The organism is Bartonella florencae, assembly GCF_000312525.1.
GTDB lineage: Bacteria > Pseudomonadota > Alphaproteobacteria > Rhizobiales > Rhizobiaceae > Bartonella > Bartonella florencae.
Window position 1 is genome coordinate 335,881 of record NZ_HE997452.1, and the last position, 15,127, is coordinate 351,007.

The following is a 15,127-nucleotide window of genomic DNA, read 5'->3' on the forward strand; positions in this document are numbered from 1 at the left end:
AATGGAATGCTCATTACTTGTTTCAGAATGCTTTATTCTTTTATCTGTAATGCTGTAAAATATTGTTTTGTCGTACGGTGATATAAAACTTATTCGCATCTTAAAAACTATTTGATGTTTGTTTTTTGTATCAATCCACTGAGGGTATGTATTGCTTAAGAGGAATATTTTAGGATGAAGCTTGTTCTGGTGAAGTAAATCACATGAGTGATAAACAGGTGAAGGTTATTCAAGGGAAATAGATTGATTTGTTATAATTCCGTTGTTTTGCAACTTGGATGAGAAATCTTCATACCGTGAAATTCTCTCATTGCTGGTCTGTTTGAGTTCAATTGTTCAAAATCATTTGCTTGCATCTTACAAAAGGGGAGCATGTGGATAAAAAATTTAAAGAAAGAATTTCTATAAACGCACTTAAGTGCAAGTATGCAACATTGGAAGCAATATGATGATGTCGGTTTTCTCATTCATGAGTGTAAAGGTGCTGTTGGTGTACAATGAATTTACCATTATCCATTTATGGATTCCTCGTGAAATAGATCTAGGTGTGTTGAGAAATTTCTCTTTAAAAAAACCTATGAATTGGCAATATAGTGGCATTTTATGGCGCTCTGTTTTGCGTGAGAGGAATGGCACCATTAAAAAGAAATCAATCTGATTATAGATGGGGAGACCTAGATTTTTTGTCTTTTAGGAGGAGATTAAAAGATATGTTAGCGTTTGTCATGAAATGTCATAGAGCATATTCAAAAATTAGCTGTGTTGTTCCTTAAAAAATTTCATTTATTGAATTTTGAAAAAAATTAAAACTTTATTCCTAGAATGCTCAGGGGGTTATCTAATAGAGCAGTTTTGTCTGCTGTATCTATTTCTGGTTTGTTTAAAAAAGCATTGAAAAGTTTTTGTATTGCTTTCTTTTCAACACCATCGGCTATGATAACAAAACGCGTTTGTATGATTCCTTTTGGCCATTCTGGCAATCTTATGGGTGGATGAAAAAATGTCTGTATACCGTGTAAAACAAGGGGACGATGTGGATCATCACGCAACGCAACGATCGCTTTAATACGGAGCAATTTTGCACCATAAAGATCTTTTACGAGCTCTAAAAAAGCATCAAGGCTAGCGTAATCTATTGGTTCTTCACAGTCTAGTGAAAAAGCGCAAATGGTTGAATGGTGTGCATGATTATGGGGAGCATGGGGGGGCCATTGTTTATGTTGTATATTTTCTTCTTTTTCATCCCATAATGTTTTGCTTATTAATACATTTGCACAGCAATGATGAGAATTGGCATCGATGATTTGTGCTGTAGGATTAATTGTTTTGAGTGTTTTGAGAAGTGTATTGGAAAGCACTTTTTCGTCAATAAGGTCTGTTTTGGTGAGGATAATTTTGTCCGCAAGTACTAATTGCTTGTGTATTTCAGGATAGCGTTCCAAGAGAGAAATCGACTTTAATGTGTCAAATGTTGTCAAAATATCGTCAATGAACAATGTTTGCATAAAAAGAGGGTAGCTTAGAAGGGCTTGTAAAATAGGCGCAGGATCAGCCATGCCTGTTGTTTCAATGATAATGCGATTGAATGGTTTGAGACTTCCCCTTTGAACGCGATTTATTAAATCAGTCAAGGTATCAATAAGATCACTGCGTAAATTGCAGCATAAGCAACCATTGGCAAGTTCGATAATTCCTTCCGTTGTTTTTTCAACCAAAAGATGATCAATACTTACTTCACCGAATTCATTGATAATTACAGCACAATCAGCCAAAAGAGGGTCGCGTAGCATCCGATTGAGCAAAGTTGTTTTGCCAGAACCTAAAAAGCCGGTAATGAGAGTGAGGGGAATGCGCTTTATTTTCATGTTTTTACCGACCGTCATTTGCCGACTTGATTATAGAGCTTTTTTCTTGTTTTGATACGGAATATGAAGTTTTTAGCGGTTTTGTTTTCACTTTCACTTTATATTGAGGTGTAGATTCATTTGTTTGTGGTTTACTGATAAGTCGTACTTGTAAAGGAAGTATGGAAGATGGTGGATCAGTAATAAAAGGTGAAGTAAAGATAATATTTCCTTGATCGTCATAAGAATTTGCATGCATTTTTATGGCTTCAGGTGTGCACATTTGTTGTTTCATATCATTTGCTTGTGTCATCTTGGTACCATAGGGTTTTAATGTTGCCAGCGTTAATTGAGGTGTACCTTGATGTAAAAAACCTGCTTCGAGCAGTTGGGCGGCTTTTTCTTCTCTTTCACTTATATTGTTTGCTCCTAAAATAACAGCAATAATTGTGCGTTTATGGCGCGTTGCGGAGGCAACAAGATTAAAACCAGAGGCACAAATAAAACCTGTTTTCATGCCATCTATGCCATTAAAGCGACCAATGAGGTTATTTGAATTGGGTTTGATTTTTCGTTTATTACCAAAATCAATGGCAGGAATAGAAAAATAATGTGCATATTGAGGAAATTCACGGCGAATTTGCACCGCTAAAAGAGCAATATCGCGTGCGGTGGAGTAATTTTGTGGGTCTGGTAATCCGCTTGCATTGGCAAAATGGGTACCAATCATGCCAAGGCGTTTGGCTTCAGTATTCATTTTTTGTACAAAAGCTTCTTGTGAACTAGCAACGGCTTCACTCATGGCAATGGCTAAATCATTGGTGGAATTCACTAAAGTAATGCTTAGGGCTGTATGAAGGGTGAGTACAGAACCGGCTTTATATCCTGAACGGTGTGCAGGGGCTTTGGCTGCATTTTTGCTGATAGTGATGTGTTTGTTGAGTGAAATTTCCCCTGCTCTCATAGCATGAAAGATAACATAAGCAGTCATTAATTTTGTTAAGGAGGCTGGATACCAACGCTCAAAGGCTTGATGGTGCTCTAAGATATGTCCCGTTGTAACATCAACAGATATAAAGGGCTGAGCTCGACAAAGATTGCTTGTCAAACTCAAAATAAAAGATAAAAACAGTTTAGTAAAGAGTTTTTTCATTAAGTTTAAGTCCAATGCCTTCTTATCAGTGTTTTAAAAACACTTTAATTTAGTACAAAAAGCTTTTTATTCTATGATAGAGAGTTAAAATGGTTAATTGCGTATTAGTTTTGCTTATCGAGATAAAAATGCCATCCCCTTTAAATTTAAATTTATCGCATGCAAAATTTTCTAGAGTAATATTTATTCAATAATAGATATTGGGCAATGCTTTATGTTTACTCTGCTTTTCTTAAAAAAGAGTAGGCTATTGTTCTTTTTATCTCCATCTTTTTTTTAAGAGATGTCTTAATTTATCTCAATCTCATATCTTAGTACAACTTATGGAGTGTGTAATATGAAATTTCTTGGAAAATATTCTTTGGATTTTTATGAAGATGTAGCTGTATAATATTATTTAACAGCTCTTAGAGGTGTAACTGCTCTTCTCTTGAAATACTTCAGATATATGCACTTCTCTCTTAAATATTGTTTGTCCACATATGACTTTCTCTTAGGTGTAAAAAATTTTAAATGATTTATCGTTAAAAGAGCAGGGTGAAAAAGACTCCTGTATTTAGCCCTCTTAACGCAATATGAAAAATAATAACTACTTTATAAATCAATATGTTGATTATGCTGATTTAGTTTTTGAAGTTTTTTAACAGCACAAGGTGGCAGAGGTGGAGGATTTATATCTTGTGTTGCTAGGAGAAGCAGTTCATCACAAGCTTTTTCTGTTTTTTCGATGAGTTGTTCTAGAAAATCACGTTTGTTTAAACCAGCTTCTATGGGAGGAAGAATGCGAACGCGGATTGTTCCTGAATAGCGGCGGAAATTGCCTCGTGGCCAATATAGGCCGGCATTGTGGGCAATAGGAACAACTTGAAGCCCTAGTTCATTGTAGAGAGCAACAATCCCTGATTTATAATCTGGTTCTTGACCTGGTTTGCGGCGTGTTCCTTCGGGAAAGATGAGAATTTGGCGCCCTTGTTTTGTTTTTTCTTTGGCTTTTTGTATAATAGTTTTCAGGGCTTTGATGGGCGTTGTACGGTTAATGGGGATAATTTGTGTTTTTGCCATGTACCAGCCAAAAAGTGGAATCCATGTCAATTCACGTTTTAGAATGAGAGCAGGATCATCAAGATGCGGGACAAGACCAAAGGTTTCCCATGCAGATTGATGTTTGGGGGCAATAATATAGGCCCCTTTGGGGAGATTTTCTAATCCTTCAATTTCATAGTTTGTACCTGCTATGTATTTTTGCAAAAAAAGCGTAACGCGCGCCCATGTTTTTGGTACAATCCATGCTTTTTTGCGTGGCATGAGAAAATAAACGGGTGCATAAAGAATCATTTGTATGAAAGTTGTCGTATAAAAAGCGAATGTGAAAAGAAGGGAGCGAAGGATAAGCACTAAATTTTCCATTTTATCTCTACAAAAAGACCGTATATATAACGTAATTTATATGAGAAAACATCTTTCTTTATATTTTTTCAAACAGCTATTTTTCGCTAAATTATTTTCTGATATTTAAAAACATAAGGAAAGAGATTGATGGAGTTACAGCTTAGCCAAAATAAATTTTTTATTCCACGGATTTTATCTATTGCTGGCACTGATCCTTCCGGCGGTGCTGGAATGCACGCGGATTTGAAAGTTTTTTCAGCCATGAAAACTTATGGTATGAGTGTTGTTACAGCTGTCGTTGCACAAAATACGCGGGGTGTACGTGCTTTTCAAGCGTTGGATGCTTCTTTTGTTGCTGATCAAATTGATTCAGTCTTTGAAGATATTTATGTTGATGCTGTTAAAATTGGTATGGTGGCAAATGCTCAGATTGCAAGGGTTATAGCAGAGCGCCTTGCATATCACAAAGCGCGATTCATTGTTTTTGATCCCGTTATGGTGGCAAAAAGTGGAGATGTGCTTTTACAGCCTGACACCATTGAAATTATGCGTGATGTTCTTGTGCCCATGGCAACTTTGATCACGCCAAATTTACCTGAGGCATCTCTGCTGTTGGGATGTGAGGTGCAATGGTCGTTAAACGCTATGTATCAATATGCCCCACAATTGCTGGGGCTTGGTTGTAATGCCGTTTTATTGAAGGGGGGACATCTGAGCATTCTTGCAAGAGAGACTATGGAGAATGACAAGTGTTCTAGTCCGGATCTTTATTGTGATGGTGAAGATCTTATTATGCTTGAGGCACCTCGTCTTACAACCACTCATGATCACGGTACGGGTTGTACCATTTCTGCTGCAATTGCAGCTTTATTGCCTACACAGCCTTTATTTTGTGCGGTTAAACAAGCAAAGGACTATTTACATGGAGCGTTATCTGCCTCACATGCTTTGCAAGTCGGGAAAGGACGGGGCCCTCTTCATCATTTTTATGAATTATGGAAGAGTGTATGAAACAATAGATGTAAAAAAATTTTTTGCTCTGCCGCGTGTTTCGTCGTGATATTTTCTATGCTCATAAAAAAACGGATAAAACAGGTGCCATTTGGTACAAGGGTTTAGCTTAAGCGGAAAGAGGTGAAATAAGGGAAGTAAAAGGAGAAAAGAGTTTGTAAGCTCTTTTGAAAAATCTGTAAAAGTCCAGAAAATCATTTTGGGAATATTTTTTATAAAAATTAAGCAAAAAGTTTAACGCGTCTTAAAAACAACTAAAAAACAAAAGAGCAAAAAAGATTTTCATGAGCATTGGTCAGCGATATTGATTTTTAGTATTTATTATAATTCCACAAACAGCAGTTATTTCTTAGTCTAGAATGTTAAAATGGCTGCGGGCTATTGCTATAATTTTATTTTCAAGATTTTTTTCGTTTTTGTTTTGCCAATAATATTGTTAAGGTTGGCTGATTTTAGACTATGCTTTGCAATCACGGTTGGTGTTATAGAGATGGTGTATTTATATTAGCTATTCTGTTTATGATCATTTTTCACCATGTAGTTAGATTTTTCGGGGCAAATAAAGGGGAGAGTTCTGTTGAATATTGCAATTATTTTAGGGGCTGTGCGTCAACTATCGTTAACAAGAACTGTCGCAAATTGCTTGGCTGATTACCTATTGGCGCGGGGTGGAGCGCTTTGTTGGGTTGATTTTCGTGAACAGCCTTTGCCGATTGCTGATCCAGATTATCATCATGATGTGGAGGCTCATACGAGCGCTGCTGTACGCTAATCTGTTAAAACAATCGCGGCGGCTGATGGGGTTATTCTTGCTAGCCCTCTTTACCAAGGGTCTTATTCGGGTGTTTAAAAAAATGCTCTTGATCATTTGGCCTATAATGCTTTTTTAAGGAAACTCGTTGGGCTTATTTCTCATGGTAATACAGCCAAAAAATGTGTACAACCGTGTGAGCATTTATTGCCGGTGGTGTGTATGCTTTATGGTTATCCGTTGCAGTGTCAAGTTGCTTCAGCTAAAGAGGATTTTGTGTCGGATGATGAGGGGCGTACATGGAAAGTTATCAGTGAAGAAGTACGGAAACATTGTGAGTGTCTTGCTGATAAAATGTGTGCGTTTTTAGACCAAAAAGCTGGGAGAGATGACAAAAAATGATGCGCAATATCGTTATTTTGTGGTAGGTGGCACGAGGATGTTTGTCTCTTTATGTCTTTCGCTTGAGCCGCAAGAAGTGATTATTGCCGCGCGCTTTCTTTCTCATCAGAATTAGCTTGGAGCATTACAAAAAAACTCTCTGTGTGTGTCGTTAGATTATTATTGTGCGGCTTCGCGGGCACAATTTTTAGAAGCTGTGAAACAATGGGGTGGGTTGAAATATTGCATATTGTGGGTTCATTCGCCTGCCCATACATTTTCTTGTGCGTTAATTGAGCGAGTTGGCTTTTTTGGCTAAGGCACCATGTATTCTTCATGTTTTTGGTTCCAATTCTCATGATCAAGTGTTTGTTGATTGTGCGCGCAAAAATAAAGTTGATTTCATATCTGTTAAATTAGGACGAAAAACAACACCAAATGGTTGATGCTGGCTTACCCATCAGAAAATAAGTCAACAGGTGTTGAATGTCATGAAAAATAATGAAAAATCGTGATTATTTGAGAAGCCCGATTGGTATTGCGGATTCTTTTGAAACGTCAAAATATCAAAATACTTATTATCAAGAGGATAATATTAAAATCGGTCAAGATTTTTCCATGGTTTAGCTGAAGAGAGAAGCGCACAAGGTTTGGCAAGAATTAAGTGAAAAAGTCTAAACTAGCATGTCGATCAATGTGCAAAACTGTGTAAGAAAAAGTTTATGCTGATGTAGTTCAATGAGCAAAAAATAATATCCTGTGATGAGGTAGCAGAAATTATAGAAGAGTTACCTGTAGTCACTAAAAAGGGGAAAGTTATCGATACACTGAAAGCGTAGTTATTGGTTGGTATATTCGATTTAAATGCGCGTTTTTCTAAAAAGAGCAGTTGTAAAAGCTTTTATCGCATCCGATGTTTTTTCTGATTATTTGTAGTGTCCAAAGATGTTACCGTAAGCTTTAAAAACAAGCGGTGTGTTTGCTTAAATTTAAAGCTTTATGGACAAAGGCAATAAGAAAGCCACTCAGTGTATTTAAGATGTGTTGGAGATACAAAAAACCTTCAGTCAATTTACACTAAAAGAAATGAAAAAAGTTTATTTGTGTAACTCTTCAAATAATGCAATTCGTACTAAGAAAATCATCCTCCCAATTGCGATATTGAGAAAAAGAAAAAACTCCTTAAAGAGGTGTTAAATAATCTTTGAAAGGTTCTGTAAGCCCCTTTATTTATTGTATAAAGTAAAAATTTTCTATTAATTTACTCACAGAATAATCATCTAATAAACTATGATGAAAATATAGTTTTAAATATTTGTTTTTTAGCTCTTCATAAATACCAACAACAAATATTCATTTATCAATTATATCAAAAAAATTCACTGGTTCAAATTGGATCTGTAAATCATAAATTCTCTTAATAGATGAGCAAAAGGAGGGTTCATAACTAAATGACCATGTGTTTATTGGAATAAACTTTGAATTCACCAAAATTTATAAAACCCAATTTTTTATAAATGCCAATTCCCTCGTGTGATGCTTGCATACCAATAACATGACATTTTTTTCTTTTTAAATGCTTAATAGCAATTTTTGTCATGAATGTCCCTATACCTTTTTTCTGAAAATCTGGATTGGTAACAATATCATATATTCCACCAATTTCATCCGCTTTAATACAAAAGCATATGGCTACAGGATTGTTATTTATATAACCAACGAATAGATCTACATTAGGATCTTTTTTATAACAGCTTCCTATTGTTTCATAAAATATGACCGCTTCTTCATCAAAAGGCTCGAATACTGATGCCATAACATTTCCGTAATCTCTAAAATCTTGAAGGGATTTAACTTCTTTGATTTTGAAATTATCCGGCATAGAAGTAACATGTGAGTCTATATTTTGTGCTAAAGCTGCCATTCCTACTTCTGTTTCAACATGCTCTAAACCCATAGATAAGAGAACTTCATCAACTTTATAATGAGATGAATGCGATCCAACCCACCAAGCTAAAGGCAGTTTTTGTGCATTAAAGGAATCGATTATAGATTTTGCTTGGTCTACAGGTACCGTTTCTTGTAAATTTTTAGCAGAGACAATATTGAATGTGTCTGAAGCAAATGTTGAATTAACAGAAGACACTCCATTTGAAAAATCAACAACCTTCATTTTGGGACACAATTTTGGTAAAAAACGTACCTTTGAAAAAAAATTATTCTCTAACAGCAAGTCGATTTTTGATTTGTTTAACATTTGTTGTCACTATAATTGCTCATCATTTTAAATTGATCTTTCAATATTGGGGTTGTAAAAGAATATCAGTTTAAAGGTAATCGCAAATTCTTTTAAATAAGCCTCTATAAACTGTAAGTTCGCAAAAGATCTACCTAAAAAATTATCTTCGGGATGGCAAGAGATAATAAAAATACTCTTGGCAAAGCTAACGTTATTATTGCCAAACAACGTCATGGACCAACAGGAAATGTTCTTCTCGCTTTTCAAGATTATTTTACACGGTTTAGTGACCTAGCAGATAAGAGCCACTTTTTAGAAAAATCCGCTTGAGCTAAAAATTATCATCCGATGGTTTAGGAGTAAAATCCAATAGATTTTTACAAAAAATTACGAATCTTAAAAAGCTTTGAAAGGTCTTTGAAGCCCCTTTGAGAACCCTTATAAAAATCATTTTAAAGAAAATAAATTGGTACAAAAACCAGTGTCAAAATATACAAAACCCGCTGGCAAGCTACAGGGGGGCTACACTACAAAAGGCATTTACAAATGTAAACTTTACGCAACACAAGATTTAAATGGAGCGGGCGATGGGATTCGAACCCACGACCCCAACCTTGGCAAGGTTGTGCTCTACCCCTGAGCTACACCCGCTCACCGATTCGAAACATATTTTGCTTCAGATGCTGTCTGTATGGCGTAGGCTTTAGCGAATTGCAACAAAAAAATAACATGTCAGTCTGATTTATTTTGTAAATGTTTCAAAAATAAAAATAAAGATTGATTTTGATAGTACTCTTCAATAAATTAATCGCTCTTTAATTGTTGCAAAAAAGGGGTGGAGTAGAGTGTTGAAAAGAGTCAATATATTATGCATTGTGATTGTAGCTGTTTTTATGATGAATTGCTTTGCAAAAGCTGATGATCACGTTAAACACATTAAGGTTGCAGTTACACAAATTATGGTACATCCTGCTGCAGATGCTGTTCGTAAAGGGGTTATCGATACGCTTGCGGAAAATGGGTATAAACAGGGTGAAAATTTCGAACTTACCTTTTTATCAGCTCAAGGCAATATTTCTACAGCAACACAGATTGCACGTAAATTTGTTGGTGATAAACCCGATGTTATTGTAGCAATTACCACACCTTCAGCCCAAACAATGCTTGCGGCAACAAAAACAATCCCTATTGTTTTTGCTGCGATTTCTGATCCTGTGGGGACCAAAATAGTGCCTTCGCTTACTAAACCTGGCGGAAATGTAACCGGATCTTCTGATCGCATAGATGTGGAAGCAAGTGTTAAACTTTTGCAAGAAGTAAAACCAGATTTAAAAAAAATTGGTTTCCTCTATAATGCTTCTGAAGCCAATTCTGTTGCAATATTGAAGACCTTAAAGGAGGAGGCAAATAAAGTTGGTATTGAAATTATTCCCTCATCCGCGCCTAAACCTTCTGATGTGCAGGCTGCAACACGTGCTTTAATTGGTAAGGCGGATATTATTTTTGTTCCTGCTGATAATACAGTGCTTTCTGTTTTAGAGGGGGCAGTAAAAGTTGCACAGGAAGCCAATATGCCTCTATTTACTGTCGATTTTAACGCTATTGGGAGAGGGCCTTTTATGACGCAAGGCGTGAATTTCTACGATGTTGGGGTTGATGCTGGAAAAATTGTAGTGCGCATTCTAAAAGGTGAAAAGCCTGGCGATATTGATGTGGTGCAGGCGGCTAATAACGACATTAGAATTGATATGAAGGCTGCAAAAAAAGCTGGTATTGTTATTCCGCAGGCAGTTATTGAGCGTGCAACAAAAGTTCTTCAATAGGCTTTCATTCGTATAATATTGACACAATAAAAGTACGTTAAATTTTCATGGGTGGTTTTACATGAATATATTTGCCTTTTCTGGCGCTGTGGAATTAGGTCTTATTTATGCGTTTGTGGCTATAGGGGTTTATCTCTCATTTCGCGTTTTAGACTTTCCTGATTTAACAGTTGATGGATCATTTCTCCTTGGTTCCTGTGTTTGTGGTGTGTTGATTCTTTTAGGTTTTAATGCGTGGATTGCTATGGCTGGTGCTTTTTGTGCTGGTATGCTGGCAGGTTTGGTAACGGCTTTGCTCAATTTACGTTTCGGCATTCTAAATCTTTTGGCTTCTATTTTAACAATGTCAGCACTTTATACGGTTAATCTTCGTATTATGGGGATTATGGGAGGCTCTAATATTAATTTGGCGCTTTCTGATACAGCTTTAACACCCTTTTATAACTTGTTTGGCTTGTCTGATATCTTTGTGCGTCCTCTTTTTATTGGTGCTGTATTATTCATTGTGGCATTTTTTATTTGGCGCTTTTTAGAAAGTGAAATAGGTCTTGCTATGCGTGCAATGGGAGTTAATCCGCGGATGGCTAAGGCGCAAGGCATTCATACCTCAGCATTGATTTATTTTGGTATGGGGCTTTCTAATGCTTGTGTTGCCCTTGGTGGCTCTCTTTATATTCAAACTGCAATTGCTACCGATATTACCGGTGGAGCTGGTACAATCGTTTTCGGTTTAGCAGCGGTTATTATTGGAGAAACTCTTTTTCGTACGCGCAATATCTTTTGGATTATTGTGAGCTGTGTTGTGGGTTCTGTCTTTTATCGTGTTGCAGTGCAATTTGCCTTTGAAGCAAATGGGATTGGTATTGATACATCGACAGATTTGCAATTGATCACTGCGTTGCTGGTTGTTTTAGCCCTTGTTATACCACATTATTGGGGGAGGAGTAAAACATGATTGAGTTTTCACATGTTGGAGTCACATTTAAACCGCAAACACCTTTAGAAAAACAAGCCTTAATTGATATTAATCTCAAGATTAATCGTGGGAGCTTTGTTACGGTTATCGGCTCAAATGGCGCTGGTAAATCAACTTTGCTGAGTGTTTTAGCAGGTGCAACTCTGCCTACCACAGGAAAAGTGATCATCAATGGACAAAATGTTTCTAGGCAATCAGTCAGTGAGCGTGCGGGAAAGGTTGCTTGTGTTTTTCAAGATTCATCAATGGGAAGCTGCGGTTCTTTAACAATTGAAGAAAATTTGGCTCTTGCTGCTCTTCGCGGGAGTCGCCGTGGTTTGCGTTCAGCTTTAAATCATCAGAGACGACAATTTTTTCAAGATGAAATTGCAAAATTAGACATTGGTCTTGAAGCATATATCCATAATCCTATGGATAGTTTGTCGGGGGGACAACGCCAAGCAGTTTGTCTTGTGATGGCAACTTTGGCGCATGCCGATGTTTTACTGCTTGATGAACATACCTCAGCTTTAGATCCAGGAATGGCTGATCTTGTGATGCAATTGACCGAAAAAATCGTTGAAGAGAAAAAATTAACAACTATTATGGTGACGCATTCTATGCGTCAAACTCTTGATCATGGAGATCGCACATTGATGTTGCATGGCGGAAAAGTGATTTTGGATGTCTGTCAAGAAGAGCGTCAAGGCTTGAATGTCAATGATTTAATTGGCATGTTTCAAAAAGTTCGTGGGGAAGCTCTTGATGATGATGAATTGTTAATGGATTAATATTTTGGCTCAGAAAAAAGCGCATGAAGTTGGTCATTTTCTAATGCGTCTTTCACGTGCTTTTCCTATTGTGCTCATTTACGGACCAGATCGGGGGCTTGTCTGTGAGTCTGCGCAACGCTTTGCTAAACTGACGCAAATAGCAATAGATGATCCGTTTTCAACAATTCGTTTGGATGCAGCTGAGATTGATAAAGATCCCGCACGTTTGGAAAATGAAGCACGCACTTTATCACTCTTTGGAGGCGATCGTTTGATATGGATCTCTCATGCTGCTAATCAAAAAGGTTTTCTTACAGCCTTGAAGCTTCTCATTGAAGAGCCTCCAGAGAAAAGTTTTATTCTCATTGAGGCGGGAGATTTGAAAAAAGGAACGGGTTTGCGCAATGTTGTTGAAACAGCAGAAAAAGCGATGGCGCTGCCTTGTTTTGCTGATGATGCTCGTTCTCTGGATGCTCTGATTGATGAGGTTGTGGGTTATTTTAAAAAGAGTATTTCTTTGGATGCACGCAAGTGGTTGCATGAAAGTTTGGGAGCGGATCGCCTTGTTTCTCGAAGTGAATTAGAGAAGCTTTGTTTTTATGCTGCCGATAGACAGATTACTCTTGAGGATGTGAAAGCTATCGTGAGTCATGTGAGTGCTGTTTCTTTCGATGAAGTGATTGATGCTCTTTTATTGGGTGATGTATCAAGTTTTGAGGCGCGTTTTAGTCAAAATGCTCTATTGAGTGGGGCGTTGTTTTTGATTTTGAGTACCGCACAAAGGCATTTTCAGCAACTGCAGCTTTTGCGTTATCAAGTGGAGGTTGAAGGAAAATCTCCTTCTATCGTGATTTCTCAAGCACGACCGCCGATTTTTTTTCAACGGAAAAAAACAGTTGAACAAGCTTTAAGATATTGGAAATTAGAACAGATTTCCTATGCGATGGAAAGAATTCAAACTGCTGTTTTAGAAAGCCGTAAAAACCCGCTTTTGAGTGAAGCAATTATTCGCCAGGCTTTGCTGGGGCTTACAATTGTTGCGCGACGCCAGAAGGCTGCTTAAAATATTAGGCTATCTCTTATAAGATTTATTGTTTTTTTAAGATAACAGTTTCTAAAGTAAAACAGTGATGTTTTATAGAGAGCGGTTGTTGTTACCGTGCAAGAGAAGAAAGAGCATTTGTCTTTGGTGCCATGAGTTGCGCTTGCGGGCCAAGAGTTGACAAGTTTTAAGGTGTGATGTTACGCTCTCTATCATTTTTGGGGGCATTTTCTAGATAAAATGATCTGTTGATGGCTTGTGCCAAGTGATATTGGCTGGTCTGTGCAATCTTATTATTTTATTTTCTTGCTGGTTGTGGTTTTTTAAATGTTTGGTAGATAACTCTTGAACAAAGAGGCAGATAAATTTTGGTTTTATTGCTGTTTCCAAAGAGTCTTTAAAGGTGAGAAATGCTCCATATTCGGTTTGAAAAAATAGCCCTTATTGGGATTGGTTTGATTGGCTCTTCTTTAGCAAGAGTGATTAAAAAGAAAAATCTTGCGGCTCAGATTTCTATTGCAACGCGTCGTCAAGAAACATTGGAAAGAGCGCGTGAATTGCAACTTGGAGATTTCTATACAACCGATAATGCAGAAGCTGTTAAAGGAGCAGACCTTGTTATGCTTTCTGTTCCTGTTGGATCGAGTGCAGAGGTGGCAAAAACTATACGCGATCATTTAAAGCCAGGCGCGATTGTGAGTGATGTTGGTTCTACAAAAGAATTGGTTATTGCAGAAATGGCTCCTTTATTGCCCAAAACAGTTCATTTTATTCCAGGGCATCCGATTGCTGGAACAGAATATTCAGGACCAGATGCTGGTTTTGCTGATTTGTTTGTAAATCGCTGGTGTATTTTAACTCCTTTTGCGGAAAGTGATGCTGGAGCTGTAGCGCAATTGACAGCGTTTTGGGAAGCTTGTGGTGCGCGTGTTGAAAAAATGGAGCCTAAACATCATGATCTTGTATTGGCTATTGTTTCCCATTTGCCGCATTTAATTGCTTATAATACTGTGGGGACAGCCAGTGATCTAGAAAAAGTGACCAATTCGGAAGTGATTGCTTATTCTGCTTCAGGTTTTCGTGATTTTACCCGTTTGGCATCTTCTGATCCCGTTATGTGGCGTGATATTTGTTTGCATAATAAGGAGGCTATTTTAGAAATGTTGAGCCGTTTTACTGAAGGGCTTGTTTTTTTAGAACAGGCAATTCGTTCGGGTGATGGTGAGACACTGTTTAACTTTTTTACCCGTACGCGTGCTGTGCGTCGTAATATTATTGATGCAGGGCAGGAAATTGATGTGCCTGATTTTGGACGCCATAATATTTCTAAAGAGAGCATGTAAAAAGGGTTTTTTATTGAATTTCTCTCGTTTTTCTAGAAGTTTATATTTCTATACAGAAGAGTGACAATTGCTTGAAAATGGTGATTGCTTGTGTGGAGAGGCTTAAGAGTTAAAAGGTTTTTATGGTTGGGAGATTATCATTTTTGGTTCTGTAGAGTATGGGATGTAGGATAAGAGGCTATGAAGTTTAGAAGAGAGCTCCTTTAAGTCGTTGGAGAGTTTGATACAACGCGATTTTAAGGGTTATTTTTAGATCATTTCGTGTGATGTATTTATGCTTAAATATGCTTTGTATAAATTTATATCTGTCCTCTATTTTGCCGATAATATCAATGGTTTATTATATTAATTTTCATCGTTTTATTATGCTCAAAAGTTAGACTTGACCGCCTTGATTATTGCCCTTTATACTAGGCAAGTTTG

Annotated in this window: 16 protein-coding genes, 1 tRNA gene and 1 pseudogene; 13 read left to right on the forward strand and 5 right to left on the reverse strand. The window is 37.1% G+C overall.

The features are described 5' to 3' along the window. The first annotated feature begins 445 nt into the window (after window positions 1-445). The gene (locus BN202_RS09695; protein ID WP_156792107.1) at window positions 446-658 is read left to right on the forward strand and encodes a hypothetical protein; all 213 of its coding nucleotides are present in this window, start codon (window positions 446-448) and stop codon (window positions 656-658) included. 145 nt (window positions 659-803) lie between these two features. Here the strand turns inward: BN202_RS09695 and BN202_RS04230 are convergent, their stop codons facing one another. From BN202_RS04230 to BN202_RS04240, 3 genes are all read right to left on the reverse strand, one after another. Further along, window positions 804-1,865: a CobW family GTP-binding protein gene (locus BN202_RS04230; protein WP_034987432.1), complete on the reverse strand. Its 1,062-nt coding sequence runs from the start codon at window positions 1,863-1,865 to the stop codon at window positions 804-806. Between the two features lie 4 nt (window positions 1,866-1,869). Further along, window positions 1,870-2,997 (reverse strand): D-alanyl-D-alanine carboxypeptidase family protein, encoded by a 1,128-nt coding sequence (locus BN202_RS04235; RefSeq protein ID WP_019219298.1) that lies wholly within the window; start codon window positions 2,995-2,997, stop codon window positions 1,870-1,872. A 594-nt stretch (window positions 2,998-3,591) separates the two neighbouring features. Beyond that, a complete protein-coding gene (locus BN202_RS04240) occupies window positions 3,592-4,404 on the reverse strand; it encodes a lysophospholipid acyltransferase family protein (protein WP_019219299.1) in 813 nt (270 codons plus the stop codon). A 129-nt stretch (window positions 4,405-4,533) separates the two neighbouring features. On the opposite strand from BN202_RS04240, the gene thiD reads away from it, so the two are divergent. The 6 genes from thiD (at window position 4,534) to BN202_RS10425 (ending at window position 6,975) form a co-directional block, all read left to right on the forward strand. Further along, the gene (gene thiD, locus BN202_RS04245) at window positions 4,534-5,397 is read left to right on the forward strand and encodes a bifunctional hydroxymethylpyrimidine kinase/phosphomethylpyrimidine kinase (protein WP_019219300.1); all 864 of its coding nucleotides are present in this window, start codon (window positions 4,534-4,536) and stop codon (window positions 5,395-5,397) included. 577 nt (window positions 5,398-5,974) lie between these two features. After that, a complete protein-coding gene (locus BN202_RS10265) occupies window positions 5,975-6,169 on the forward strand; it encodes an NADPH-dependent FMN reductase (RefSeq protein WP_019219301.1) in 195 nt (64 codons plus the stop codon). Window positions 6,170-6,181: 12 nt separating this feature from the next. Beyond that, window positions 6,182-6,247: an NAD(P)H-dependent oxidoreductase gene (locus tag BN202_RS10270; protein WP_280109567.1), complete on the forward strand. Its 66-nt coding sequence runs from the start codon at window positions 6,182-6,184 to the stop codon at window positions 6,245-6,247. Window positions 6,248-6,424: 177 nt separating this feature from the next. Then, window positions 6,425-6,550, forward strand: coding sequence for a hypothetical protein (locus BN202_RS10415; RefSeq protein WP_280109564.1), 126 nt, complete (start codon window positions 6,425-6,427; stop codon window positions 6,548-6,550). Further along, on the forward strand, window positions 6,537-6,665 hold the full coding sequence (locus BN202_RS10420; protein ID WP_019219303.1) for a hypothetical protein: 129 nt from the start codon (window positions 6,537-6,539) through the stop codon (window positions 6,663-6,665). The genes BN202_RS10415 and BN202_RS10420 overlap by 14 nt, the downstream gene beginning before the upstream one ends. A 175-nt stretch (window positions 6,666-6,840) precedes the next feature. Next, on the forward strand, window positions 6,841-6,975 hold the full coding sequence (locus tag BN202_RS10425; protein WP_019219305.1) for a hypothetical protein: 135 nt from the start codon (window positions 6,841-6,843) through the stop codon (window positions 6,973-6,975). 1,001 nt (window positions 6,976-7,976) lie between these two features. Here the strand turns inward: BN202_RS10425 and BN202_RS04260 are convergent. Next, the gene (locus tag BN202_RS04260) at window positions 7,977-8,702 is read right to left on the reverse strand and encodes a GNAT family N-acetyltransferase (protein WP_244426411.1); all 726 of its coding nucleotides are present in this window, start codon (window positions 8,700-8,702) and stop codon (window positions 7,977-7,979) included. 264 nt (window positions 8,703-8,966) lie between these two features. Here BN202_RS04260 and BN202_RS09425 point away from each other — a divergent pair. Further along, a pseudogene (locus BN202_RS09425) lies at window positions 8,967-9,098 on the forward strand (DnaB-like helicase C-terminal domain-containing protein); the annotation flags it as partial. Between the two features lie 246 nt (window positions 9,099-9,344). On the opposite strand, the gene BN202_RS04265 reads toward BN202_RS09425, so the two are convergent. Next, a tRNA-Gly gene (locus BN202_RS04265) sits at window positions 9,345-9,419 on the reverse strand. Window positions 9,420-9,613: 194 nt separating this feature from the next. On the opposite strand from BN202_RS04265, the gene BN202_RS04270 reads away from it, so the two are divergent. The 5 genes from BN202_RS04270 (at window position 9,614) to BN202_RS04290 (ending at window position 14,704) form a co-directional block, all read left to right on the forward strand. Then, window positions 9,614-10,591 carry an ABC transporter substrate-binding protein gene (locus tag BN202_RS04270; protein ID WP_019219309.1) on the forward strand — a complete coding sequence of 326 codons (978 nt, stop codon included), beginning with the start codon at window positions 9,614-9,616 and terminating at the stop codon, window positions 10,589-10,591. Between the two features lie 61 nt (window positions 10,592-10,652). Beyond that, window positions 10,653-11,546 (forward strand): ABC transporter permease, encoded by an 894-nt coding sequence (locus BN202_RS04275; RefSeq protein ID WP_019219310.1) that lies wholly within the window; start codon window positions 10,653-10,655, stop codon window positions 11,544-11,546. Further along, window positions 11,543-12,337, forward strand: a complete 795-nt coding sequence (locus BN202_RS04280) for an ABC transporter ATP-binding protein (protein ID WP_019219311.1) — start codon at window positions 11,543-11,545, stop codon at window positions 12,335-12,337. Before BN202_RS04275 ends, BN202_RS04280 begins: the two co-directional genes overlap by 4 nt. Window positions 12,338-12,341: 4 nt before the next feature. Continuing rightward, window positions 12,342-13,382 carry a DNA polymerase III subunit delta gene (gene holA, locus BN202_RS04285; RefSeq protein WP_034987275.1) on the forward strand — a complete coding sequence of 347 codons (1,041 nt, stop codon included), beginning with the start codon at window positions 12,342-12,344 and terminating at the stop codon, window positions 13,380-13,382. A gap of 389 nt (window positions 13,383-13,771) precedes the next feature. Continuing rightward, window positions 13,772-14,704, forward strand: a complete 933-nt coding sequence (locus BN202_RS04290; protein ID WP_019219313.1) for a prephenate/arogenate dehydrogenase family protein — start codon at window positions 13,772-13,774, stop codon at window positions 14,702-14,704. Window positions 14,705-15,127 lie beyond the last annotated feature (423 nt).

What these genes read in the sequence shown, in the direction of transcription:
- BN202_RS09695 (WP_156792107.1), top strand. Translation starts at nt 446, where the DNA reads ATGATGATGTCGGTTTTCTCATTCATGAGTGTAAAGGTGCTGTTGGTG.
- BN202_RS04230 (WP_034987432.1), bottom strand. Translation starts at nt 1,865, where the DNA reads ATGAAAATAAAGCGCATTCCCCTCACTCTCATTACCGGCTTTTTAGGT.
- BN202_RS04235 (WP_019219298.1), bottom strand. Translation starts at nt 2,997, where the DNA reads ATGAAAAAACTCTTTACTAAACTGTTTTTATCTTTTATTTTGAGTTTG.
- BN202_RS04240 (WP_019219299.1), bottom strand. Translation starts at nt 4,404, where the DNA reads ATGGAAAATTTAGTGCTTATCCTTCGCTCCCTTCTTTTCACATTCGCT.
- thiD (WP_019219300.1), top strand. Translation starts at nt 4,534, where the DNA reads ATGGAGTTACAGCTTAGCCAAAATAAATTTTTTATTCCACGGATTTTA.
- BN202_RS10420 (WP_019219303.1), top strand. Translation starts at nt 6,537, where the DNA reads ATGACAAAAAATGATGCGCAATATCGTTATTTTGTGGTAGGTGGCACG.
- BN202_RS04260 (WP_244426411.1), bottom strand. Translation starts at nt 8,702, where the DNA reads ATGAAGGTTGTTGATTTTTCAAATGGAGTGTCTTCTGTTAATTCAACA.
- BN202_RS04275 (WP_019219310.1), top strand. Translation starts at nt 10,653, where the DNA reads ATGAATATATTTGCCTTTTCTGGCGCTGTGGAATTAGGTCTTATTTAT.
- BN202_RS04280 (WP_019219311.1), top strand. Translation starts at nt 11,543, where the DNA reads ATGATTGAGTTTTCACATGTTGGAGTCACATTTAAACCGCAAACACCT.
- BN202_RS04290 (WP_019219313.1), top strand. Translation starts at nt 13,772, where the DNA reads ATGCTCCATATTCGGTTTGAAAAAATAGCCCTTATTGGGATTGGTTTG.